This is a genomic window from Paenibacillus sp. J22P51, from assembly GCF_059692215.1.
Genome location: NZ_JCAUAZ010000013.1, coordinates 45,515 through 66,398 on the forward strand (window position 1 = coordinate 45,515; position 20,884 = coordinate 66,398).

16 protein-coding genes are annotated in these 20,884 nt (G+C 42.6%); 1 reads left to right on the forward strand and 15 read right to left on the reverse strand.

Annotated elements, in window-relative coordinates; all coding sequences use genetic code 11:
* Nucleotides 1–2: 2 nt before the first annotated feature.
* The 12 genes from AC58QC_RS23170 to AC58QC_RS23225 all read right to left on the reverse strand — a co-directional run bounded on the left by AC58QC_RS23170 (nt 3) and on the right by AC58QC_RS23225 (nt 12,682).
* Nucleotides 3–746 (reverse strand): sugar phosphate nucleotidyltransferase, encoded by a 744-nt coding sequence (locus AC58QC_RS23170; protein WP_497417414.1) that lies wholly within the window; start codon nt 744–746, stop codon nt 3–5.
* 282 nt (nt 747–1,028) lie between these two features.
* Nucleotides 1,029–2,219, reverse strand: a complete 1,191-nt coding sequence (locus AC58QC_RS23175) for a glycosyltransferase family 61 protein (protein ID WP_497417415.1) — start codon at nt 2,217–2,219, stop codon at nt 1,029–1,031.
* Nucleotides 2,220–2,232: 13 nt separating this feature from the next.
* Entirely contained in the window at nt 2,233–3,540 is a 1,308-nt protein-coding gene (locus AC58QC_RS23180) for an ABC transporter ATP-binding protein (RefSeq protein WP_497417416.1), read from the reverse strand.
* A 16-nt stretch (nt 3,541–3,556) separates the two neighbouring features.
* On the reverse strand, nt 3,557–4,336 hold the full coding sequence (locus AC58QC_RS23185) for an ABC transporter permease (protein ID WP_497417417.1): 780 nt from the start codon (nt 4,334–4,336) through the stop codon (nt 3,557–3,559).
* A gap of 31 nt (nt 4,337–4,367) precedes the next feature.
* Nucleotides 4,368–4,556 (reverse strand): hypothetical protein, encoded by a 189-nt coding sequence (locus tag AC58QC_RS23190; protein WP_497417418.1) that lies wholly within the window; start codon nt 4,554–4,556, stop codon nt 4,368–4,370.
* 48 nt (nt 4,557–4,604) lie between these two features.
* The gene (locus AC58QC_RS23195; RefSeq protein ID WP_497417419.1) at nt 4,605–4,964 is read right to left on the reverse strand and encodes a hypothetical protein; all 360 of its coding nucleotides are present in this window, start codon (nt 4,962–4,964) and stop codon (nt 4,605–4,607) included.
* The gene (locus AC58QC_RS23200) at nt 4,945–6,552 is read right to left on the reverse strand and encodes a glycosyltransferase 61 family protein (RefSeq protein ID WP_497417420.1); all 1,608 of its coding nucleotides are present in this window, start codon (nt 6,550–6,552) and stop codon (nt 4,945–4,947) included. Before AC58QC_RS23200 ends, AC58QC_RS23195 begins: the two co-directional genes overlap by 20 nt.
* A 6-nt stretch (nt 6,553–6,558) precedes the next feature.
* Entirely contained in the window at nt 6,559–7,503 is a 945-nt protein-coding gene (locus AC58QC_RS23205; protein ID WP_497417421.1) for an NAD-dependent epimerase/dehydratase family protein, read from the reverse strand.
* Complete coding sequence (locus tag AC58QC_RS23210) at nt 7,500–10,535, reverse strand: glycosyltransferase (RefSeq protein WP_497417422.1); 3,036 nt, start codon at nt 10,533–10,535, stop codon at nt 7,500–7,502. Before AC58QC_RS23210 ends, AC58QC_RS23205 begins: the two co-directional genes overlap by 4 nt.
* Entirely contained in the window at nt 10,510–10,728 is a 219-nt protein-coding gene (locus AC58QC_RS23215) for a hypothetical protein (RefSeq protein ID WP_497417423.1), read from the reverse strand. The genes AC58QC_RS23210 and AC58QC_RS23215 overlap by 26 nt, the downstream gene beginning before the upstream one ends.
* Before the next feature lie 700 nt (nt 10,729–11,428).
* Nucleotides 11,429–11,665 (reverse strand): hypothetical protein, encoded by a 237-nt coding sequence (locus AC58QC_RS23220; RefSeq protein ID WP_497417424.1) that lies wholly within the window; start codon nt 11,663–11,665, stop codon nt 11,429–11,431.
* A 105-nt stretch (nt 11,666–11,770) separates the two neighbouring features.
* Nucleotides 11,771–12,682 carry a glycosyltransferase family 2 protein gene (locus tag AC58QC_RS23225; protein WP_497417425.1) on the reverse strand — a complete coding sequence of 304 codons (912 nt, stop codon included), beginning with the start codon at nt 12,680–12,682 and terminating at the stop codon, nt 11,771–11,773.
* Between the two features lie 568 nt (nt 12,683–13,250).
* On the opposite strand from AC58QC_RS23225, the gene AC58QC_RS23230 reads away from it, so the two are divergent.
* Nucleotides 13,251–15,779, forward strand: a complete 2,529-nt coding sequence (locus AC58QC_RS23230; RefSeq protein ID WP_497417426.1) for an O-antigen ligase family protein — start codon at nt 13,251–13,253, stop codon at nt 15,777–15,779.
* 55 nt (nt 15,780–15,834) lie between these two features.
* Here AC58QC_RS23230 and AC58QC_RS23235 read toward each other — a convergent pair whose 3' ends face one another.
* The 3 genes from AC58QC_RS23235 to AC58QC_RS23245 all read right to left on the reverse strand — a co-directional run bounded on the left by AC58QC_RS23235 (nt 15,835) and on the right by AC58QC_RS23245 (nt 20,794).
* Nucleotides 15,835–18,849, reverse strand: coding sequence for a DEAD/DEAH box helicase (locus tag AC58QC_RS23235; protein ID WP_497417427.1), 3,015 nt, complete (start codon nt 18,847–18,849; stop codon nt 15,835–15,837).
* Complete coding sequence (locus tag AC58QC_RS23240; RefSeq protein WP_497417428.1) at nt 18,846–20,420, reverse strand: SWIM zinc finger family protein; 1,575 nt, start codon at nt 20,418–20,420, stop codon at nt 18,846–18,848. The genes AC58QC_RS23235 and AC58QC_RS23240 overlap by 4 nt, the downstream gene beginning before the upstream one ends.
* A gap of 119 nt (nt 20,421–20,539) precedes the next feature.
* Nucleotides 20,540–20,794: a hypothetical protein gene (locus AC58QC_RS23245; RefSeq protein WP_497271785.1), complete on the reverse strand. Its 255-nt coding sequence runs from the start codon at nt 20,792–20,794 to the stop codon at nt 20,540–20,542.
* Nucleotides 20,795–20,884: the final 90 nt, after the last annotated feature.

Here is a 20,884-nt window from a genome sequence, read left to right on the forward strand (position 1 = left end):
TCTTATAATTTAAACTTTCCGAATTCTTCGCCAAATTGTAAATCTTTCGCCAACTCATTGGCTTTGGCCAAAGAGGCATGCGTCCCTGCATCTGTCCACCATCCGCAAAGGGTATCGTAAGTAAGCTCATTTCTTACAATATAGGCATTATTCACATCAGTAATTTCCAATTCACCGCGGCCAGAAGGCTTTAATGTTTTGACTATTTCAAATACCGCGGAATCATACATATATATCCCTGTAACAGCATAGTTGCTCTTTGGCAGTTTGGGTTTTTCTTCAATTGATACAATTCGGTTGTCATTCAATTCAGGCACTCCATAACGTTGCGGATCATGCACTTCTTGAATCAATATTTTAGCACCTTTGCGTTGAGCGCGGAAATTGCTAACAAAGGTTGCTATGCTATCTTCAAAAACATTGTCTCCGAGAATAACTACCATCTGGTCATTGTTAACGAATTGCTCCGCTAATCCTAGCGCTTGAGCGATTCCACCAGCCTCGTCTTGAACTTTGTAAGTGAACGTCACGCCTAATTCATGGCCGCTCCCCAGTAGATTCACAACATCACCCATATGATCTTTACCTGTCACGATAAGAATATCATGAATATCCGCCTCTTTCAGCTTTGCGACCGCATGAAAAACCATAGGGTATTTGCCTACTGGAAGCAGGTGCTTATTGGTTACTTTCGTAAGAGGGAATAATCGGGATCCGGTTCCGCCAGCCAAAATAATTCCTTTCATTTTCGTTCCTCCTCAAGGAAAATTTTATTGTTTTGTCGTTGTGTTTGAATAAAAATATTTGCGCTAAATAAATAATACCATAAGTCAAAATTATTCTAAAACGACTAAAGCTTTCCAAAGACAGTGAGTTGACGGAAGTACATGTATACTTTAAAAATTATCATTACAATTAAAGGTCCTACTTGCAGTGACCTACTCGTATACGTATATTTAATACGTTCTCAATTGCCTTAGGTTCATAAGGTAATAATTAATAGAACACAACTTTTCTGGCATTTCACATCATTCTCTTCTTGAATTGTTTTTTAATTGTCTAACTGATCTTTGCTGAGAAAGTAGCATGTTTCTGTTATGTTTATTAGCATAAATCCGTGCAAATTTTGCGAAATACCATATATATTTCTTAAGCGAAGCATTTACATTAAACTGTAAATTTCGCGGAATCGTCATATTTTTGTCCTTTGCAAACTTTTTTAAGTTACGGCTGATGCCCATTAAAAACGGCCCGAGGCCAAAACAGACAGGAAATATCTTCACGTAAACATCAACACAGGAGATACTGACATCCATAATATTATCAATCACCATCTGGTAACCATTCATCAGCTCCATTTTATTGAGTACGATTATCTTCTGTCCCTCTTTGGCAAACAAAAGGTTATGTGTAATACTTCCTGATACGGCTGCCATATTTTCGCAGTTTCGCATATAATATATCTGTTGACTTAGTGTCAGCAACTCAGGGGATAACACCGTATATCCGTTCGCCGCAAATAAAGCTTCTATCTCGTCTTCTCCACGTTCCTTGTCCAATGCAACGGAAAATTTTCCCCGCGTAAAGTAAATCTGCGAATATGGCGATAGGCCAGACACTCTTATATTCGTAACAACTGTGCGATAGATATTTTTAAATTCTTCCGTGTAGTAATCCCTTTCAATATAGGAAAATTCAGGAATAATGATTGAACGAAACTGCATCGGGGTCTTGACATCAATCAACTGTTCATCACTAATGCCAAGTAAATGCATGAATTCCAGAAAATTCCCATACATACTAGTCTGCTCACTACCCCAGTTCCAACCACAATACGCAATCCGATACTTCTTTACGTCTGGGAGAATAAACCACAGCCTTGAAATTTGGTCACAGATAAAGTGCCCCCAATGACTTACAAACGGCCCCATAAACACTACCGTCTCATCGCATTGCTGTACAGATTGCTTCTCATACTCGTAATAGCCGCCAAAAAGATGCCCATCCCTAGTATGTGATTCCTTGACGAACTGACCGTTTTCATCCAGTACTCCTCCGAGTGCCCAAGTAATGGATGAATCCCCCTTAGCTGGAAGGATAATACCGCCTTCTACTTCTTTGATGGTCAGAGGTGTCTTTCGATGATAGTCTCGTTCTTCATTTGCCCTGTACGCTTGCACGTTTTCTTTACTTACATACAAATCTACATACTTCCCCATGTCTCGTTCCCCACTACTTCTGTATAATCATTCCGTCGACATCCCATACGTGTTGCATGCTAAGAATACCCGATTCATTCGTCTCTTTTCCCTTGATAGATATGGCAATAATTCTTCTGATAATATCATACTCAGCACCGCTGTTTCCATAGATATACACGTTCAGAAAATACTTTCCGTTCAACAGATTGTTATTCAAAAAACGAAACTGAATATGCCCCTCATTCAATGCTTGAAATTTCATTCTTGTGTCACTTTCCGTGGACACCTCATAGCACGGTACACCATCATCCCTGACCAAACCGACAGTGACACTGATCGGCGTTCCGTTGTTGACACTTGTATAGGACATATTGATAGTAAACGGCTCACCTTTGTCAAAAACCTGCTTGGCATTTCCCCCCTCATCCACTAAAACGACATTTGTAATCTCCACTTCGCCGTTTCCGCTTCTACGGGAGTCAGGATCGTACTGCGGAGCAATATCACGACAGGTCAGGTCACGATTAGCTTTCTTCGCTTGCTCTACATCGATTTCACTTTTGATTTGCATCTGATATTCCATTTCCGCCCTTTGAATCCGTTGGTTTTCCATCGCCTCCAAATAGTGTGAACAGACAACTCGCGACGGGCCCTCTTCTTTAATAAAACCGTTCTCAAACCAGATCGCCCTGTTGCACAACTGCTCTACTTGGCTGGTTGTATGAGATACAATCACGATTGTCATCCCACTGTCCTTCAAGGCTATGATACGGTTAAAGCACTTTGTTTGGAAGGCGGCATCTCCCACGCCCAAAATTTCGTCAATCAGTAGAACTTCGGGGTCAACATTTATTGCTACGGAAAAAGCAAGACGCATATACATGCCTGAGGAGTACGTTCTTACAGGTGAATCAATAAAATCCTCTAGCTCGGAAAATTGTATAATTTCATCAATCTTCGCGTCGATTTCCTTCTTGGAATAACCAAAAATAGAGGCGTTCACATAAATATTCTCTCGGCCAGTCATGTCCGGATGAAATCCCGCACCTAGTTCGATCAGACTGGAAACTCTTCCTTTAATTCTTATTTCCCCTTCGTTGGGTTTCAAGAGCTTGGAGAGCATTTTTAAAGTGGTACTCTTCCCACAGCCGTTCTTTCCTATAAGACCAATAACCTCACCCTTTTTAACTTGAAAACTGATCCCTTTTATGACCTCTCTTCGCTCAAACTTAGCCCGATTTATATTGGATAGGAGTCCTTTCAGCGTTTGGCTCTTATCTGCAAATATCTTGAAAGACTTTTTGACATTTTTAACTTCAATTACTACATCTTCAGACATCGTTAGCCTCCTGGGATTATATCTCTTCCGCAAAACCAGACTCAAGCTTCCGGAAAACAATCAACGCAATTATCAACTGGAATACTGCAAAACCAGCGGCCATCGATAGGCTTGACATATCTGGGCACTCCTTATAGTAAAGAATCTGCCGAAATGCCATAATAATTGGGGAAAGTGGATTAATGGCCATTATAGATGCCAAAAAACCTTTCACCATATCTGGCTCATACAAAACCGGTGTTACCCATACGCCAGCCATAAGAAGCATCTGCACAATATACTGCACATCACGAAAGTAAACTGTAATCGCCGACAAAATAATTGTTATTCCTAACGCCATAATAAATTCGATCAAAATCACGATAGGAAGATACAACAATGCCTCCGGATTGACTCCAAGTCCACCGATAAAAATCAGAGCAAATACAATGATAAATGTCAGCAATAGATTAATAAATCGAGCGATTACTGTTGATAGAGGAAGAATCTCATTAGGAAAGTAGATCTTACTAACGAGACTCGACTGTCCAACAATACTAACCGTTCCTTGCTGCATACAATCAGTGAAAGTAATCCAAGGCATCATCGCCACGACCAAGAACAAATAATAATTTGGAACATCATGCCGCATTACCTGGGAAAACACCAAGATGTAAACCAGTATTTGGCATAACGGAACAATCAGATTCCAGAAAAAACCCAGAACAGATCCCTTATAGCGACCTCTTAAATCTCTTTTGACAAGGCCAATAATGGTTCCTCGATATTGATTAATTTCCTTCAATCTATTAAACATACTTTTCCTCCATTATTATGAAAAAAAATACTCAGTTATTGCTCTGCTCTAAATCATGAAACAGCTTAACAACCCGATTGTAATTTGCACTCAAATCTGTCACTTGTTGATTTCGTTCTTCAAGCTGCTTCTCCAGTTGGCTGATTTGTGCAACAACCCGGTTGTAGTGCTCGCTCAGAAATCCAGCTTGCACGTTTAGATGATGTAATTCATCTTCCACTTGTTTTGCATGTGCAGATAGTGCAGCATAATTTGTCTCCCAACTAATTCAGGAGTTGTGAACAATATCATAATGACTGAGTTGATCGAATATCATACATTTTTCCTCGTCCAGCATAGGATGCTCTCCTTTGAAAAAAATATCTGAGATTTTCTCCAATTCAGATGCTGTTTCTTGTAATAACCCAAAATATTCCAGGAGATTCGTTAACGAGTATAAGCTGCTCACAGTAGGGCAAGTTGAGTATAAATATCCTATAGAGTTCAATATAGCATAATCTGTCGGAATTTGTCTGGGGTCTTCCCATTCTTGATCAATAAGCGTATAACCGACATCGCGCTGATAAATAAGGTTACTCGCATTAAGATTGCCACTTACATCCATCCCTTTATAAGATACTTTTAACACCCTGGACAACCTGACGGCCTTCAAATTTTCCATGCTTCTCATAATGCCACAGAGGGTTGATCCCACCTTCGCGAATATCAGAATACAAGCTAAAATAACCGCTTGTAGAAAACCGCGGTGATGGATCGTTGCCATCTTTGAAGCCGACATATAGATAGTGTTCAGCAGGTTCGACACCTTTTACACTGGTCATATATTTTTTCCGATACCATCGTTCATTGAAATAAAAAGAGTATCTGATGACATTCAAATCGGACAGTCTGCTTTTGTCAGTATTAACCATTTCATATATTTTTTTCAAGCCAAATCTATGAAACCAAAGCAATTGGCGGAATTTTTTTTCCGTTATTTGTTGTTGAATCCCCTGTTCATTTTTCAAAAAGAATGAATAATTTTGCTCAATAATGTCCTTTATCTCATTATAGTATAATTCTAACACAGTTGCGGCGGATGGATTGTTGTGATATACCTTTCCCCACTCTTGTAGAAAATTTACTATCCTATCAGACGAAAGGTACGACGAATAGTTGTATGGGAGCATTCCCGCAAAGACTTGATAATTGAATAAATGTTCATTCACTGTTACCATAAAAGGGCCATTACCATGGGTAACCGGCATAAAGGTTGAATAAACATCAATATAAACAGCCTGAATATTTCTGGCCTGATGCACCAATTCCTGCGTATAGTTTGTGTCCTGCATTCGGTTGAGGATGACCGCTTTAGATCTAGAACCTGCAAACAACAGATTATGAGAATTGGAGCCGCTTAGCCCAGCAACAACTTCGGCTTCCTTCAGCAACGACACAAGTGTCGGTAGCGTTTCGTTTTCAGGCGCTACAATGTCGAATCCGTTTCTGCGAAAATTATCCTCTATATCTCCTTCACCAATGGTATTACCTGCATGCAGAGTAGTTCGGGTTAGATAGATCTTTCTGGATGGACTCGCTTGAACAGAATTCTGGATTGCATCAAATGGAATTAAAAACTCTTTGGAATAGTAACAACTCTTTGTACTGTTCCCCAGCAAGGAGGAGGCTTTAGGGATAATTACACGCTTAAACCTGGTCGGGCGGTTCAGAAAAACAAGATCATCCTGTCCAATTCCAAGTAAATCATGAAAGAGTAGAAAGTTCCCATCCGGCTTTTTATTGAGAAAAACACCAACAAGTCGGGTCCCACGGGCTTTGCAGTTCTCTCCCAAGTAATACCACAGCCGATTTGTCGACTCTAACAAAAAATGACCCCAATGGTAGATAAAGAAACCATAATAGACCACTTCCTCGTCAATATACTCGCAATTATCCAGACTGACATCGGGACATTCCGCCATGGAAAGATATTCTTTTCCATAGTCCAATCCTTTATATAACCCTGAAGACTTTACGAATCTTCCTTCGGCGTCTAACACGCCACCACGATATTTATAGTTGCCAACCTCATCATAAAATGCTTCCACTGGAACGATTATGCCATTGTCAATCACTTCAACAGACGGCTCCCATCCTGGCCATAGGAAGTCATGATCCATCATTTCCTTGTATTTGTCCACTGTTTCTCGGTTCAAGAACTGTAAATTATGTTCCATAATAACCTACTCTAAAACTGAGATTGAAGAGTGCATTCTAGTTTTAAAATCACGAATCACCAGCTCAATCCCCTCTTCAATTCCAGTTTTCGGGTTCCAGCCCGTGCACTTTGAAACCTTTTCAATATTAAGCACATTTTTTCTCAGGTCACACTTGCGAGATGAAGAGTATTGAATCACTGGCGGCCTTTCTGGCTTTAGCTTTTCCATCACTAGGTCAATGATCTCATGGATGGAATAACCAATTCCATTGCCAACATTGAATACATTTTCCACCCCTTCGTAATTCAAAACTGCCTCAATAGCATCTACCACATCATCAATGAATATATAATCCCGAATGTTTCCACCGTCTCCCCATATTGTAATTGGTTCTCCGTGCAAAATCCGATCTACCATGATTGGAATCAACCCCTGCATCCGACCGCTATTGCTCATAAATCCATACGGATTGCTTAACCGCACGGTCTGATAACGAAGTCCATGCTGATATTTGTACAACTCCAAGGTATTTTCGATCATCGTCTTGATAAGAGCGTAGCCGCAAAAAGCTTGTTTTGCGTCATTTTCTAAAGCCGAAAATTCTCCTCCTTCACCATACACTGTTCCCCCCGAAGATATGAATAGAAGACTTGTATTCATACCTACCATATCTTCCAATAGGCGAATTGTGGAAAGAACATTGGCCGATACCTCGGACGCAAGGTTTTCCGTACCATCCTTCGCAAACAGTGTGCTAATCAAGTGAATGATCGTATCGGTCTCATACAAAAGTGGGGCAAAGCTCTCTTCTTCTGTAAAGTTGAATTTCACATAAGAAATGTTCTTATTCCCCTCAAATTCCGGACTAAAAGAGCGATCCGCTACTAGCACATGATTATCTCTGCTCAGCTTGCTGACCAACTTTCTCCCAATAAAACCACTACCGCCTAAAACTACATATTTTTTCATTTATTATCCTCCGTGAAACGAATTATATTCTTTTCAACAACACTAATCAGATTTTCGGTGAATATTTCCTGAGAAAAATACTGGTCGTAAGTCTTCCTACCCGCCTTGCGCAAATCACTCATCGTATCAAAGTTACTGATAATGTATTCCAGCTTCTTTTCCAACTGCGGAGCGCTTTTGGAACTAAATACAAATCCGTTTACACTGTCTTCAATATAGCGTGCGGTTCCTGTCATATCAGAGCATAGGACGATCTTTGACATCATCATAGCCTCCGTTAAGACAACCGGCATGGGATCGTCGATAGATGGGACAACCACACAGGCAGTCTCCCTGTAAATATCCATCAACTTGTCATATGGAACCGGACCGGAAATCCTTACATTGGCTAGCTTTTTAGCTTTGTTCTCTACACTGCGATAGTACAACTCATCACCAGGTTTGCCTATCAGTAAGAAATCCGCCAATTCCGCAAGAGCAGGCGGTAACATGCTGATTGCTTCAAGAAGTAACATCTGATTCTTTCTTGTCTCAAAAGTTGCTGGAAACAGAAACAATATCTTTTCCCGTCGAACGGGTATTTCATTTAAATTAGCCCAGTCTTTTACTCCATACAAAAGCACTTTTGTAGAATATTGTGACCGACACTTCTCCAACATTTCCTGTGCATATCTGCCGCCGCAATAGACAGAAATGTTGCTCTTCAAATGTTTGGGAAGATAGTTTTTCAGAAAATCATATCCAGTCCCACCGTCATGAATCCACCACAAGAACGGAATATCCGAACCATTATAACAGTTGATAAAGTTATGGCTTACAATTGAGGCCACAAGTACCAGATCAAAACTTCTCAACAAGCTGTCAATACCCGGTGATATGGACTTCGGTACCACATTCGGGCGATAAGCTCTGTACTTTGACAGATCCTGATCAATAATAACTGGAATCTCCTCCGCCAGGATATCTCTCGACAGAGGTCCATCCTCCGGAGAGGCTACAACCGGGAAATAACCCTGAGCTTTCAAGACTTTCGCCGCCTCAAAAACAACCTGCGGGGAGCCAGTCCTGGACAACTCATGACTGACAAGTAAGATGTTTCCTTTTTCACCCTTTTGCAGGTCTTTAGGAAGGAGCAGGCGGTTCGGCAAGTTATCGCAGTCTGTACTGTATTGCAGCATGCTATCCGAAAACAAGCTATCCCTTTTCAGAGCGGCATGCCACTCCTTTATCATGTACAGATACGCCCTATCTCGCGGTCGATAATTTTCCACGTTAGTTCTTTTTTCACGATAAAGTACACTTGTCGATACAAAAGCGCAGTGTAGGTTCTTATTTTGAATTCGGAAACTAAAATCTAATTCGAAGTATAGATTTGGAGTATCTTTTTCATTTAATCCACCCACTTGAAAAAAAACATCTTTTCGCACTGAAAAACAGTATTTGCTCAGCACACTGACTTCTCTGCTCATGTGAGGTGTCAGCGCACGGTCGTCATTGATATAAAATGATTGTCCCGAGAAGATACTCTCACACAACTCACCGCCATGCTGACCAATCCTTCCTCCCATGTAAACCGCTTTACCTTCCGCGTCGATCACGGCCGGGGAAACTGCTCCTATCGCTGGAAAATCTAAAATATTCAAAATCTGGTTCAGCCAATCACGCTGTGCCATATACATATTGTCGCGTAGAAAAACAAAATACTCTCCATTGGCCGCTGCTGCACCAATGTTGTATTTTTTCGAATAATTAAGAGGGCCATTATAAGGGCAAAGAATCAGCCGCTCTCCTAGGCCAGTCATTACTTCTTCAATTTCTTCTAATAATTCCGAATTTGCCACAATAACGATTTCAAAGTTAGGGTACGCAGTATCCCGTAGTATCTGTGGCAGACGGCTTAACACTGCAGTCTTATCGTCTGATGCAATAATTAAAGTGACAAGCGGAGATTGACTTCGCCATTTGGATATAAAATTATGTCCGTCACGCTCGTAGACGGAAGTTGGATAATTCATACGCTTCATGTGTTGGGACAATGCTTTTGCCCGGCTAGTCATCTCCCGTTGACGCGCAACTGCTTTCTTTTCAAACGCGTATGTAGAATATAAAATCCGTTCCACATGTCGCATTTCCCCTCCGCACTCGGTAAGTCTCAATGTCAATTCATAGATCGTGCAATTGTCAAATTCTTTGTCGAAACCACCGCATTCCTGCAATGTTGCCATCCTAAACGCAGAAAAGTTCCCCGGAAAGGAAGAACTAATCATCAGCAGCGGAGACCAAGCTGGTTTGAAAAAGAAACGGAAATTATTATCACTCTCGCCGACATAGCATTCATCCGAGAAGAGTAAGTCGACATTCTCACTGCAATCCAAATTTTTCGCTGCCCAATACAGAGCGTCTTGTGTCAGTTGATCACCCGAGTGCATAAAAATTACATACTCACCGGATGCTTTACTCAGTGCCTGGTTATATGCCTCTGCTTTCCCCATTTTCTGCCCGTCTGACTCCAATAGATGAATTCGACCGTCTTTTTCTGCTTCTCTGACAAAGAAGTTCACTGCTCGCCTGTCCTTGGATCCCATATCGACAACCCAGAACTCCCAGCGACCATAGAATTGCGACTGAACGGATTTTAATGTCCGCATCAGCAAGTGTAGATCCGTATACTCCAGAAGCAGTATAATGCTGAAGCCCACGTTTATTTTTAGTGACTCAATTATTTGTCCAGTGACCGCCTCTGAGTACTCCTCCTGCTGCCGCCTGAAGAGCTTGCGTCCAGTGTTGTCCCCTGCAATGAACACAGCTCCAGTGTAGGGAAACTCTTCCATCCCCCCCCCGTCTGATACGACAATTCCATCTAAAAGCTGGCGTTTAGCTGCTTTATTTTTAATTGCCTGTACAAAACCCTTCCATCCGAATTCCTTGAATATCGCGTAAGCTTTACGAAAAGCCGCATTGCTCTTGTTTGTGTTGAAAAAAGCTTTAAATACATTTAAAATGAAATTATAAAATCGGTTGATCATGTTCATGAATGGAACCTCCGCCAAGAGTCTTCGTAAGGCACTTTGCCAGTGTAACAATTTCTGAAAGCCCAAGCCCACTGAATAAGGAGCAATAGCCCCCGCTGGTGAATTGATATACCCCATGCTTATCCGTTACAATCATATCACTGAAAAATAGGATCAAGTCAGTAGCATAGGTCAGTAACCAATCCGGTCGCATATCGTAATGATCCCTTCGCGCTCCTGACCGATGAGCAGCACTGTTTTGATGAAGTTGTTTTATTTTTGCCAAAAGCCCATGAGACGTACACAATAAACTAACGATAAGCTTGTCACTACTAAAGCTTAGAAACCAGAATTTCCACTTATCTTCTTCCTACACATCGGGAATCGCCCGCAAAATTTTCCAGCGTTCCCCTTATTTGCAACTATTATTTCAACGGTTGCCATACATCTTGATATAGTAGTTTTATACTCATCGCTGATGATATTCTCCTATCAACTCTTACTATCCCAATACCACCGGTTGGTCTGCTTAATACCATCATCGAATTTGGCAGATGGCATCACACTTATTCGTTATAAATTTTGGAACAGGATCCAAGGTATAACGCATATCATGTCCTCAGCGGTCAGTTAGCATAGTTAATCAGATTTCATTGTACTAAGCTTATACATCTAGTGCAACTGACCATAGTAACTCAGTCCTAACCCGAACTAGCCGGAACCACTAGATTTATTAAACCTAGATTTCGAACTTTGGGTAACCCTACTTATTTATTTTAACTCGATTCGTTTTCCGGATTTACTTAAATATTATATAATCTCCCTTCTCAATAAAGGAGCTTGCTAGCCTTTCCAGTACTTGATTCGCTCATTTGATCTGCCGGGATTTTTGCAGCATGTTTGATCCACACCCCCTATTTGGCGTAGCCATCCACAATCGAAGGGTCCACTACCGCGCATGGGTGACCAGTACCGCCTGGATCATCTCGAAGACACGTCTCATCCGGGATACCCAATTGGCTTTCTGCCGGATTCGAGTAACCGTAGTCATTTGTGATCGCATCCAGTACAAATCCGTTCTTGGCTTCCTTGACGTAGTAATCAATCCCGCAACGGTGATAATAGACACGTAAGATGTCTTCCCCTCCCAAAGAAGGTTCGTTACAATCCATTCGTAGTTTAGAAAATCAAATGTTATTTATCTATTCCCCATTTCAAGAAGTGCCATTTATGCGATTTTGAGTTTAAATAAGAGTTTAAATAAATAATATTTGACCTAATTTACGATTGAAGCCCGTCTTCCAAAAATCATATTGATTTAATACTTTTATTTTGGTCAGTTTTCTATACTGAGGGATACTAATAAATACTTTTAATCTTCTTAAATTTTCCTCATCCAAATAGTCCCCGTATAAGTCCAAAAAGGCTCTTGCTTGTTTATATAAATTTTCCAATGAATCTAATGATTCACGCTTATTAAAAAAGCGTTTTACATTATATTTAAAGCTTTTAACATCCTTGAAACCTACTTCATTTTTGTCATGTTGACGGTACAGAATCGTTGGCTCGCCTACAAAACCGATTTGGCCAAATGCAACTGCTACAAGCGCTATCCACCAATCATGCATAACTGCCTCATCAGGAATTTTGTTAAGCATTTTTAGCAATGTTTGATTTACCATCATTGTACAACCAGTAACATTATTTTGAATCAACAAATGATTAAATTGATTACGGTTGCTATCCAATCGCTGGCGAGCTATCATAGAATCTGCAATTAACTCTAATTTCTCATTTACAACTTTTAGATCCGTATGAACTAATAATGGAATTTGTTTTCCATATACACTTTCCAATTGACGAAACTTATTTACCGTCAATTCAATTTTATTAGGTAACCACACATCATCATGATCGCAAGTCATACAATATTCCGTTTTAACTAATGATAACATACTTGCAAAATTTTTCTTTGCAGATCCTGAAGGTTCTCTTCGTTGAAAAAATTGAATTTTATTTGGAAATTTATCCACATAAGTTCGAGAAATCTTTGCAGTGGAATCCGTGGAGCAATCGTCTTGAATTATCAATGTCCAATTTGCTACTGTCTGGCTTAAAATTGACTCTATTTGCGCTGCTAAATATTTTTCCCCATTATAGGCTGCCATTAATATTGTCACCATATAGTTTTTCATCTTCACCTTTATTAAGTTCACAACGACTTTAGAGTAGTTATGCGGCTTCTGTAATATGTTCTAGAAATAGTGTTATTCCATACAATGAAAGAACACACCCCAAACATTAGCCTTATTTAATTCCTCTTAACCTGGCATATATGTACCCCAAATCTACCTTTCACTTTTAGGCAATTTGATATCCGAGCTTCTTCAATCAAATATCTATAGACCCATAGCAAATTGACTGCTCTCGTAATCTTTATTTTAGACTTTGGAGTAATCAAAGTTTTTCCTCATGGATATAACTTTCTATAATTTTCAAATTCAAAGCCTTTTAAAATCAACAATAGAAGTCATCAGATACTCATTCTTGTATAGAATTTTAGAGATACTGAAATCAAAACTCTTAATCATATAATAAAACAGAAGAACAAAAAGTATTGTGAATACAAAATTTAGTCAACTACATTCCTTTCCTAACCTTAAACATTCATTTGGAAACTCTCTTCCAGTATGCTAAAATAAAGTCGAACTTTAGCGAAGAAGGAGACTATCTGGAATGAGTGCAAGTAAGAATGCCTACGCGGCTTCGCGTGCAAAATCGAATGGAACGATAACGACGGATAAAAGCTCTGTCATCTTTTGGGTATTAGCCGTGTTTACCGGCTTATTTATGTTCTGGGCACCTTTTCAAAGGGCGCTGTTTAATGGCGGTACATCTGAGTTTGAGAGAAGTATTTACTCTGCGTCGGTGTGGTCCTCCATCATTTTGTTGCTTGTTGCAATCTTAGCGTTTTTTGTGTTTCAACTTAAGGAAAAGAAAGATCTCATCACAATTCTCGTCTTCATTATGCCGCTTACTTATGTCATATCTTTGTCGAATTCTGCCTCACACTATTTGGCAACAAATATGGTTTACATCCAAATGCTGTATGCGACATTCTTCATTTTAGGTGTATTTTTGACAAAAAACAAGCTCGGCGTGTCGATTGTTGCGCGTTTATTCATGATTTCGGGATATTTCGTTGTGTTATTCGGTCTTTTGTACTGGTTAGGTAACAAAACTTTCGCCGGTCACCTTGTCGGGTGGTTTGCTCTTATGGATGGAACGGATACAAATGTATACCGCGATGCCATCATGACTGACTCCAATGGTCTGCGGTTAACCTCGGTGTTCCAATATGCGAATACGTATGCTGCCTTTTTAATTACAATAACGTTAAGCTCCTTATTCTTCATTATTAAATCACGGAAATGGTACGTCGTTCTCACCAATGCATTCCTACTTATTCCAACAATTGTTTCATTCTGGTTGACGTTATCTCGTGGTGCTATTGTCGTAATCCCTGTCGTATTCCTCATCATGATGTTCTTCTTCAAAATGAGTCGACAGATCTTAGCGCTTGTTCAACTAGGACTAGCATTTGGTACTTCACTTATTATTTTGCAAAAAGTAACGGATATTGGCATTGGACTACAGAAACAACCTAGCGCCTCAGAATCTTGGCATGGATGGTGGATTCTACTACTAGCTTCTTTAGTTTTCGCTGGACTGTCCGTCGCTATTCAACGCTTTGGTGAGCCATGGTTGGAACGCATAACTGCACGTTTTGATGCCAAGAAATATGCTACCTTTATACTCCCGATCGCTGCGGTTCTCATTGGAGTGGTTGGTGCCACACTCATCTTGAGTGACACTGGATTTAAGAATATTCTTCCTGAGAACGTGAAAACGCGTGTTGAAAATATTAACTTCCAGCAGCACAGTGTTTTGGAGCGTGGTACGTTTTATAAAGATGCTGTTAAGCTCTGGTCAGACTATCCAATCATTGGTGCCGGTGGCGGAGCATGGGCTTCCCTTTACGAGAAGTATCAAAATAACCCCTACACAAGTCGTCAGGCACATAACTTTGCGCTTCAATATTTGGTTGAAGCTGGCGCTTTGGGCTTCCTAGCTTTTATAGGTTTTGTTATTGCCGTTAGCTGGATCTATATTCGGAGCTATATCCGAAGCTCTCAAGAGAAGCGAGACCTGCACTTCCTATTTTTCATTATCATGATTTCCCTTTTGGTCCACAGTATGATCGACTTTGATTTGAGCTATGTGTACTTAGGCGCGATCCTATTCCTCGCTCTTGGCGGTATGCTGAGCAACAGCTCCTCAGGTGAGCTGCAGCTGAAGTCGAAATCAGCTATGATCCACAAACTTTTCCCTGCAAGTATCGCAGTCCTATCTCTTGTGATGTTCTTTATTTCAGCTCAATTGCTTTCAGGCAACAGTTCCTATAAGCAAGCAATTGAAGTTATAAAAACGAGCAAAGACTACAATCAGATCGTGGCACCGCTCGACAAGGCGATTTCTCTGCATCCTGCTCATCCAGATTACTTGTTGTCGGGACAGGTCAGTCGAATTGGAATTCTCCTTAGTGTTTATAATCAAACGCAAAAGGAAAACCCGAATGATCCTAAGAAGAGTGAGCCATTTTTCAACCAAGCACAGGATCTCATGAGTCAGCTTTTGAAAAAAGAGCCACATAACCGTGTCGTTGCCATGCAGCAGCTCAACATGCTCCTTCTCAAAGGGAAGCAACAGGATGCGCTCGAGTGGTCCAACTCTCAAATTCCTAACTACCCTTGGTATATGGATATGTATGAGAAGAGTATCTCGCTGAATATTGAACTTGCGAATAAAGCTAATGACAATGGCAACACACAAGAATTCAACACTCGATTAGACAGTGCTCTTGCCATCTATAAAGATGTTCTTGCTCGCATTGATACTTTGAAAAGCCTGCCAAAAGAACAAATGCAAGGTCGTGAATTTGCAGTCACGCCGAACATGGCTTTGAATATTGGGAAAATCAGCTATATGCGTAGTGATTACAAAGGTGCGGCGGCACTGATTCAACCGCATATCACTGAAAATATGGATGATCAAGTGAACCGTGAATTGATACGTTGGTATCTGGCTATGTTGCAGAAGCAAGGCACTCCTGATCAGGTACTGATGAGTAAACTACTTGCTAAGGATCCGACTGAAAAGCAAAATATTGATGCCATTGTTTCATTTGTTTTCCCAGCAAAATAGAAAAGGGTGCCACAGCGATGTGGCACCTTTTTTCATATCGATTGTGTGTCTCTCCCTATTTCTCAATCCATTCCCGCCGCAAGGCAAAAAGCTCGCGCAGCTCGCTTGTCGACATCTCAGTGACCCAGTTCTCGCCGGTGCCGACGATTTGGTCACTAAGCCCCTGCTTACGCTCGATCATCTCGTCGATCCGCTCTTCGAGCGTGCCGAGCGTGACAAACTTGTGCACCTGCACGTCGCGTGTCTGCCCAATGCGGAAAGCGCGATCCGTGGCCTGATTCTCCACGGCTGGATTCCACCAGCGGTCATAGTGGAACACATGATTCGCCGCTGTGAGGTTCAACCCCGTTCCTCCTGCTTTCAGCGAGAGGATGAAGATGTGGCAACGTTCCTCCGCGGGGATCGTTGCATCCTGGAAGCGCGCGATCATCGCATCGCGCTTCGCTGCACTTACCCCCCCGTGCAAGAACTGCACGGGTTCTCCCATCGCCCGCGCAAGCGTAGCCTGCAGCAGGTGGCCCATCTCGACGAACTGGGTGAAGATGAGGCAGCTGCCTCCTTCGCTCCTGAGTTCGTCTATCATTTCAACCAGCCGCTCCAGCTTCGCTGAGCGTGCTCTCATCTCCGCGGCGGGGGACATGCCGCGCCCTTCTTTTACACCGATCTCCTTCAAAAACAACCCCGGATGATCACAAATCTGCTTCAGCTTCATCAACGCTGTAAGGATCAAGCCTTTCTTCTCTATACCGTTCAAACTTCCTCCAAGCCCACTCGAGCCCTCAATCTTCTCCATCAAGCTTTGCACAACATTCTCATACAACGCCCCCTGCTCAAGGGTCAGACGCACATACGCCTTCCCCTCGTACTTCTCCGGCAAGTCCAGCTGAATCGCTGGATCCTTCTTCAATCGTCTCAGCAGGAACGGACGAATTATACGCTGAATACGAGTCGTCAGTTCCTTCGCACCATCCCCATTTTTTTCAATCGGGCCTACATACTGTCGGTTAAAATGAGTCAACGTCCCCAGATACCCTGGGTTCACGAAATCAAAAATCGACCACAACTCGGTCAATCGATTCTCTATTGGCGTTCCTGTCAAGGCAATTCGCTGCCCTGCTTCTAGCTTGCGTATTGCCTGCGACTGCTTTGTATAAGCATTCTTGATATTTTGTGCCTCATCCAAGCATAGCGTGTCCCACGTAACGCTAGACAGCTCCTCCTCATCCAACTGTGCTAGATTGTAGGAGGTAATCACCAAATCAGCATCGCCAAGCGAAGCTTCGAAAGCTTCCCCTTTTGCTCGCTGAGCACCATAATGAAGTTGAATCTGCAGCGTCGGAGCGAACCGCGCCAGCTCCTTCTGCCAGTTACCCAGCACAGAGGTCGGACATATGAGCAATGACGGTTTTAATTTTGACTTTGATTTTAATAACTCCTTCACCCTCAACAAATAAGCAATAAACTGAATCGTCTTCCCAAGCCCCATGTCATCCGCCAGACATCCACCCAGCCCCATGCTTCGCAGGAAAAGGAGCCACGACACCCCCTGCACCTGATATGGCCTGAGCTCAGCGTGCAAGCCATCAATCTTCTCCACAAGTGGAATAGACTTCGTCTGACTCAATTGTTTCATCAAACCACGCAGATGACTATTGAGCTCAAGTTTAACCTCCACTGACTTGCCCTGATCATTGCCGTCCGCCGCTAGTACTTCCTCTTCTGCGCCTTCTAGCAGATGCATTTCCAGCACATCCCGGAAGGAAAGTCCTTTCTTCCTCTCGACCCGCCGCATCGTATCGCGAATTTGTTCCAAATGCGCAGGATCCAATTGTACCCATTTGCCACGGATATAGATCAAGCGCTTTTTTTCCAATGCCATTTGCCCAAATTCTTCCTCAGACAAATCAACGCCACCCAGAGCCACTCGCCAGTCGAACTGCACAATCTGATCCATCCCAAACATGGCTTTTCGCGTAGAACCAACGGAGCTTTTGATCTTCGCCTTCAACTGAGGACGATTCATCTTCTGAATTTCTTCCCACCACGATGGCAAAAAGACAGAAATACCCGCCGCCACAAGCTTCAGACTCGATTCGGTAAGAAATGTCCACGCCTCGTCATCCGACAATTGCTCGATGATTTTGCCTGGTTGATACGCACTTTCCAGCTCTGGCAGCATCCGCAAAACACGCTTCGTTTGCTCATGAACCTTATCTGCAATGTCGTCCTGCCAAGCAGCAGGCACCAGCCCTGTCAGTAAATTGCCCGTGGAGCTAAACTCAACGAATCGGTTCGCATCGAGGCGATCCTGTGCAATGAAACGCAGACGCCAATCCGCTGCGTTATCCTTGGCCGTCGTCGTCCCGTCGACATACGTCTCCGCATAGGGTTCAACGAGCTGGACACAAATCCGATACGGTGCATCGTCCTGCGCCCATCCAATCGCACAGAGCCAGTCCTCTTCCTGCATCCAAGACGACTCCTTCAGCAACGCCTCGAACCCCGGCTCGTTAACTCGCAGAAGTCTATTCACCTGAAGCAAACCATTCCACATACGAGCTAATCCGAAATCTGGATCCGTCACCAGCAGCTCTTCAACAATATGACTGAACCAGCTCTGCCAAAAGCTTTCCTGAAACGCCACGGAGTTAAGCTCCGTAAATCTCTGCCTCTGCCCCTCAGGCAGTCGCAGCTTCCAACCATCTCTCCCTTCGCGCCAAAGTTCATAGGAAGGCACATACCAACCAGCTTCGAGTGCCTCCCCCAGAATGACTGCTCCTTTTTGCAGCTCGACAATTCCCTCTTCCCAAGATAATCGGCTATGAAGCAGCACACCTGGGGCGCGCATATAATCCAAAGCCATAGCAGGAGAAAGCACAATCGCGTCTCCATACGAAATCCGAGTCACTTCCAATTGCGTCCCATAGAACGAGCGCTCATGCCAAGCAAAAAGCAGCTTACGCAGCATATAACCCGGAACCTCGTTCGCCTGCTCCGTTTCTCCATATAGAGCAAAGCTCCCCGAGGGCAGCCTCTGCATTCTCATATAAATCGGTGACAAGGTCATCATGGAATCAAGTTTCCTTTCCGTAATTCCTCATTAAAGGCGCGATATCGAGCGTACTGCTTAACGATTTGCCCCAAGTACACTTCAAAACGAGGTGTTAGCTTCAGCTTTTTATAAGCAGCCGCTAATTTCTTCAACAGCTTAATGGCTTGAATGTAATCGGCACGATTTTTCCCCTGAATAAATGCTTCTATTGCATGATGATAGATCGGTAGAAGATATCGAACATTGGCTTTCTCGACGAGTTTTAGATGCGATGAGTTGATATCTACCGTCGTAAGATCCAAGAGCAGACAGAGATCAGCCCAGGTTTGATACTCCCCCTTCGTGATTAGAAACTTCGCATAGTGATCGTAACTCGCCGGTAATAGCGAAATCATTACTTCCCTTTGCTCCTTCTCTACATCTCGATGTTCCGCTGCCAAACGCCAGAAATTCAAAAATTCACTCGCAAATACGCGATCTTTCCACGCCATCTTCGGTTTTAACCACCGCAACCATATCAATAAACGATCCCACTGACTGTCAAAAACAAATCCGTCCAGATATTCAAACCAATAATCAGGCTCAATCTCGATCGCACCCATCTCCGCCCGCTCCCAGGCATTTTCGTCCTCACTTCGGCTAATATCCAAATGTATGGAACCGAGCGTTGCGACTTGGTGTGCCTGTTGAGTCGCTTGTGGATCTGCAAGCAGCTGCCTAAGCCTCGTCGTTTCGAACTCCATCATGTCCTTATCTCGAAATAACTGTGTCCATAAAAGCTTATATAGATCGAGCCAATCGTAGAGGTACAAGTCCGAGCCCTTCTCACAGATGTCAGCCAGAAAAGTTGCTAACTCCTTTAAATGTCCACTATACTGCTTGTACGCCCTGTCGACATCAAGTACGTAAAGCGTTGCCTCCAACTGCTCGCGAGCATGCTTCAAGACACGTTTGACATAATAATTCGTATTTTGATAAAAATCATAAGTGATTGCCTTCGATCCCGCCATCGCATCGCACAGATGTATCACATATAGCGCTACCTGGATGTCATATACGCATCGAATGGTCGGTTCCCATGTGTCTGCCAGCTTATTGAGCTCTCTCCATGCGCGGAGGCACACTTCCTCAAGGCTAAACGCATTATAAATCTTCGCATTACCATATTGTTTATTAAAATAAGCCCGCCACATCTCACAGCTATCTGTCGGCTCTGGCATCCTAGTCGTAGGCTTAGATTTCTGTGGAATATTCTGATCTAACTGCGCCATCTTCATCTTAGCTAACCGGAACTCCTCTGGATCATAGCCTTCTTGCTTCGCCACTTCAAAAAGCACAGCAGCCATATGATTGCAATAGTAGCCGTACGGACATGTGCACCCACTCCTTGTGAAGCTCTTGAGATCCAAGGTAACCTTGTACCTTTGGCTTCCGTCCACACTAGCTTTTATGATCGAGGTGCCTTCCACTTGAATATCCCTTACCGCACCTTCATTGAAATAGGCCCAACCTCTCGCGATGATCACTTTATCAAATTTAGGACGAATCCGTTCTATCCACAACGACCAGTCTATGTCTAACTCTTGCATGTTTTTTCCTATCCCCCGTCACACAATCAACTTCCTCCATTATATAATCAATTCTCCCTACAAAAAAACACCTCCCGCTGAATCAATGAATGATTCTTCGCGGAAAGTGCTTATCTGTGTTACTTTCTTAGCATACCTTGATGTGGATGCGGGTGAGTTCCGCAATACTCATCAGTTTCGCTGCACGTGTACACATGCTCATATACCGGTACACAGTGATGACGATTCACAATTTGAATCGGATGGATCACTTGCACCTTTTGAGGATGATAAAAGTCTCTGACAACTCTTTCTGGATCTGTCATTATCGGGTCAGCAGGTGGACACTGAAATTGTTTTCCTGTACTTGTACTCGGTTGTTGTTGGTAAGCCATTAAATGGGTCAACTCCTCTGTTAGTTTGAGATAGTATACGTCTAACCCTAGTCCAGAGAGTGTACCAATGCCTATCTTTCCCATAAATAG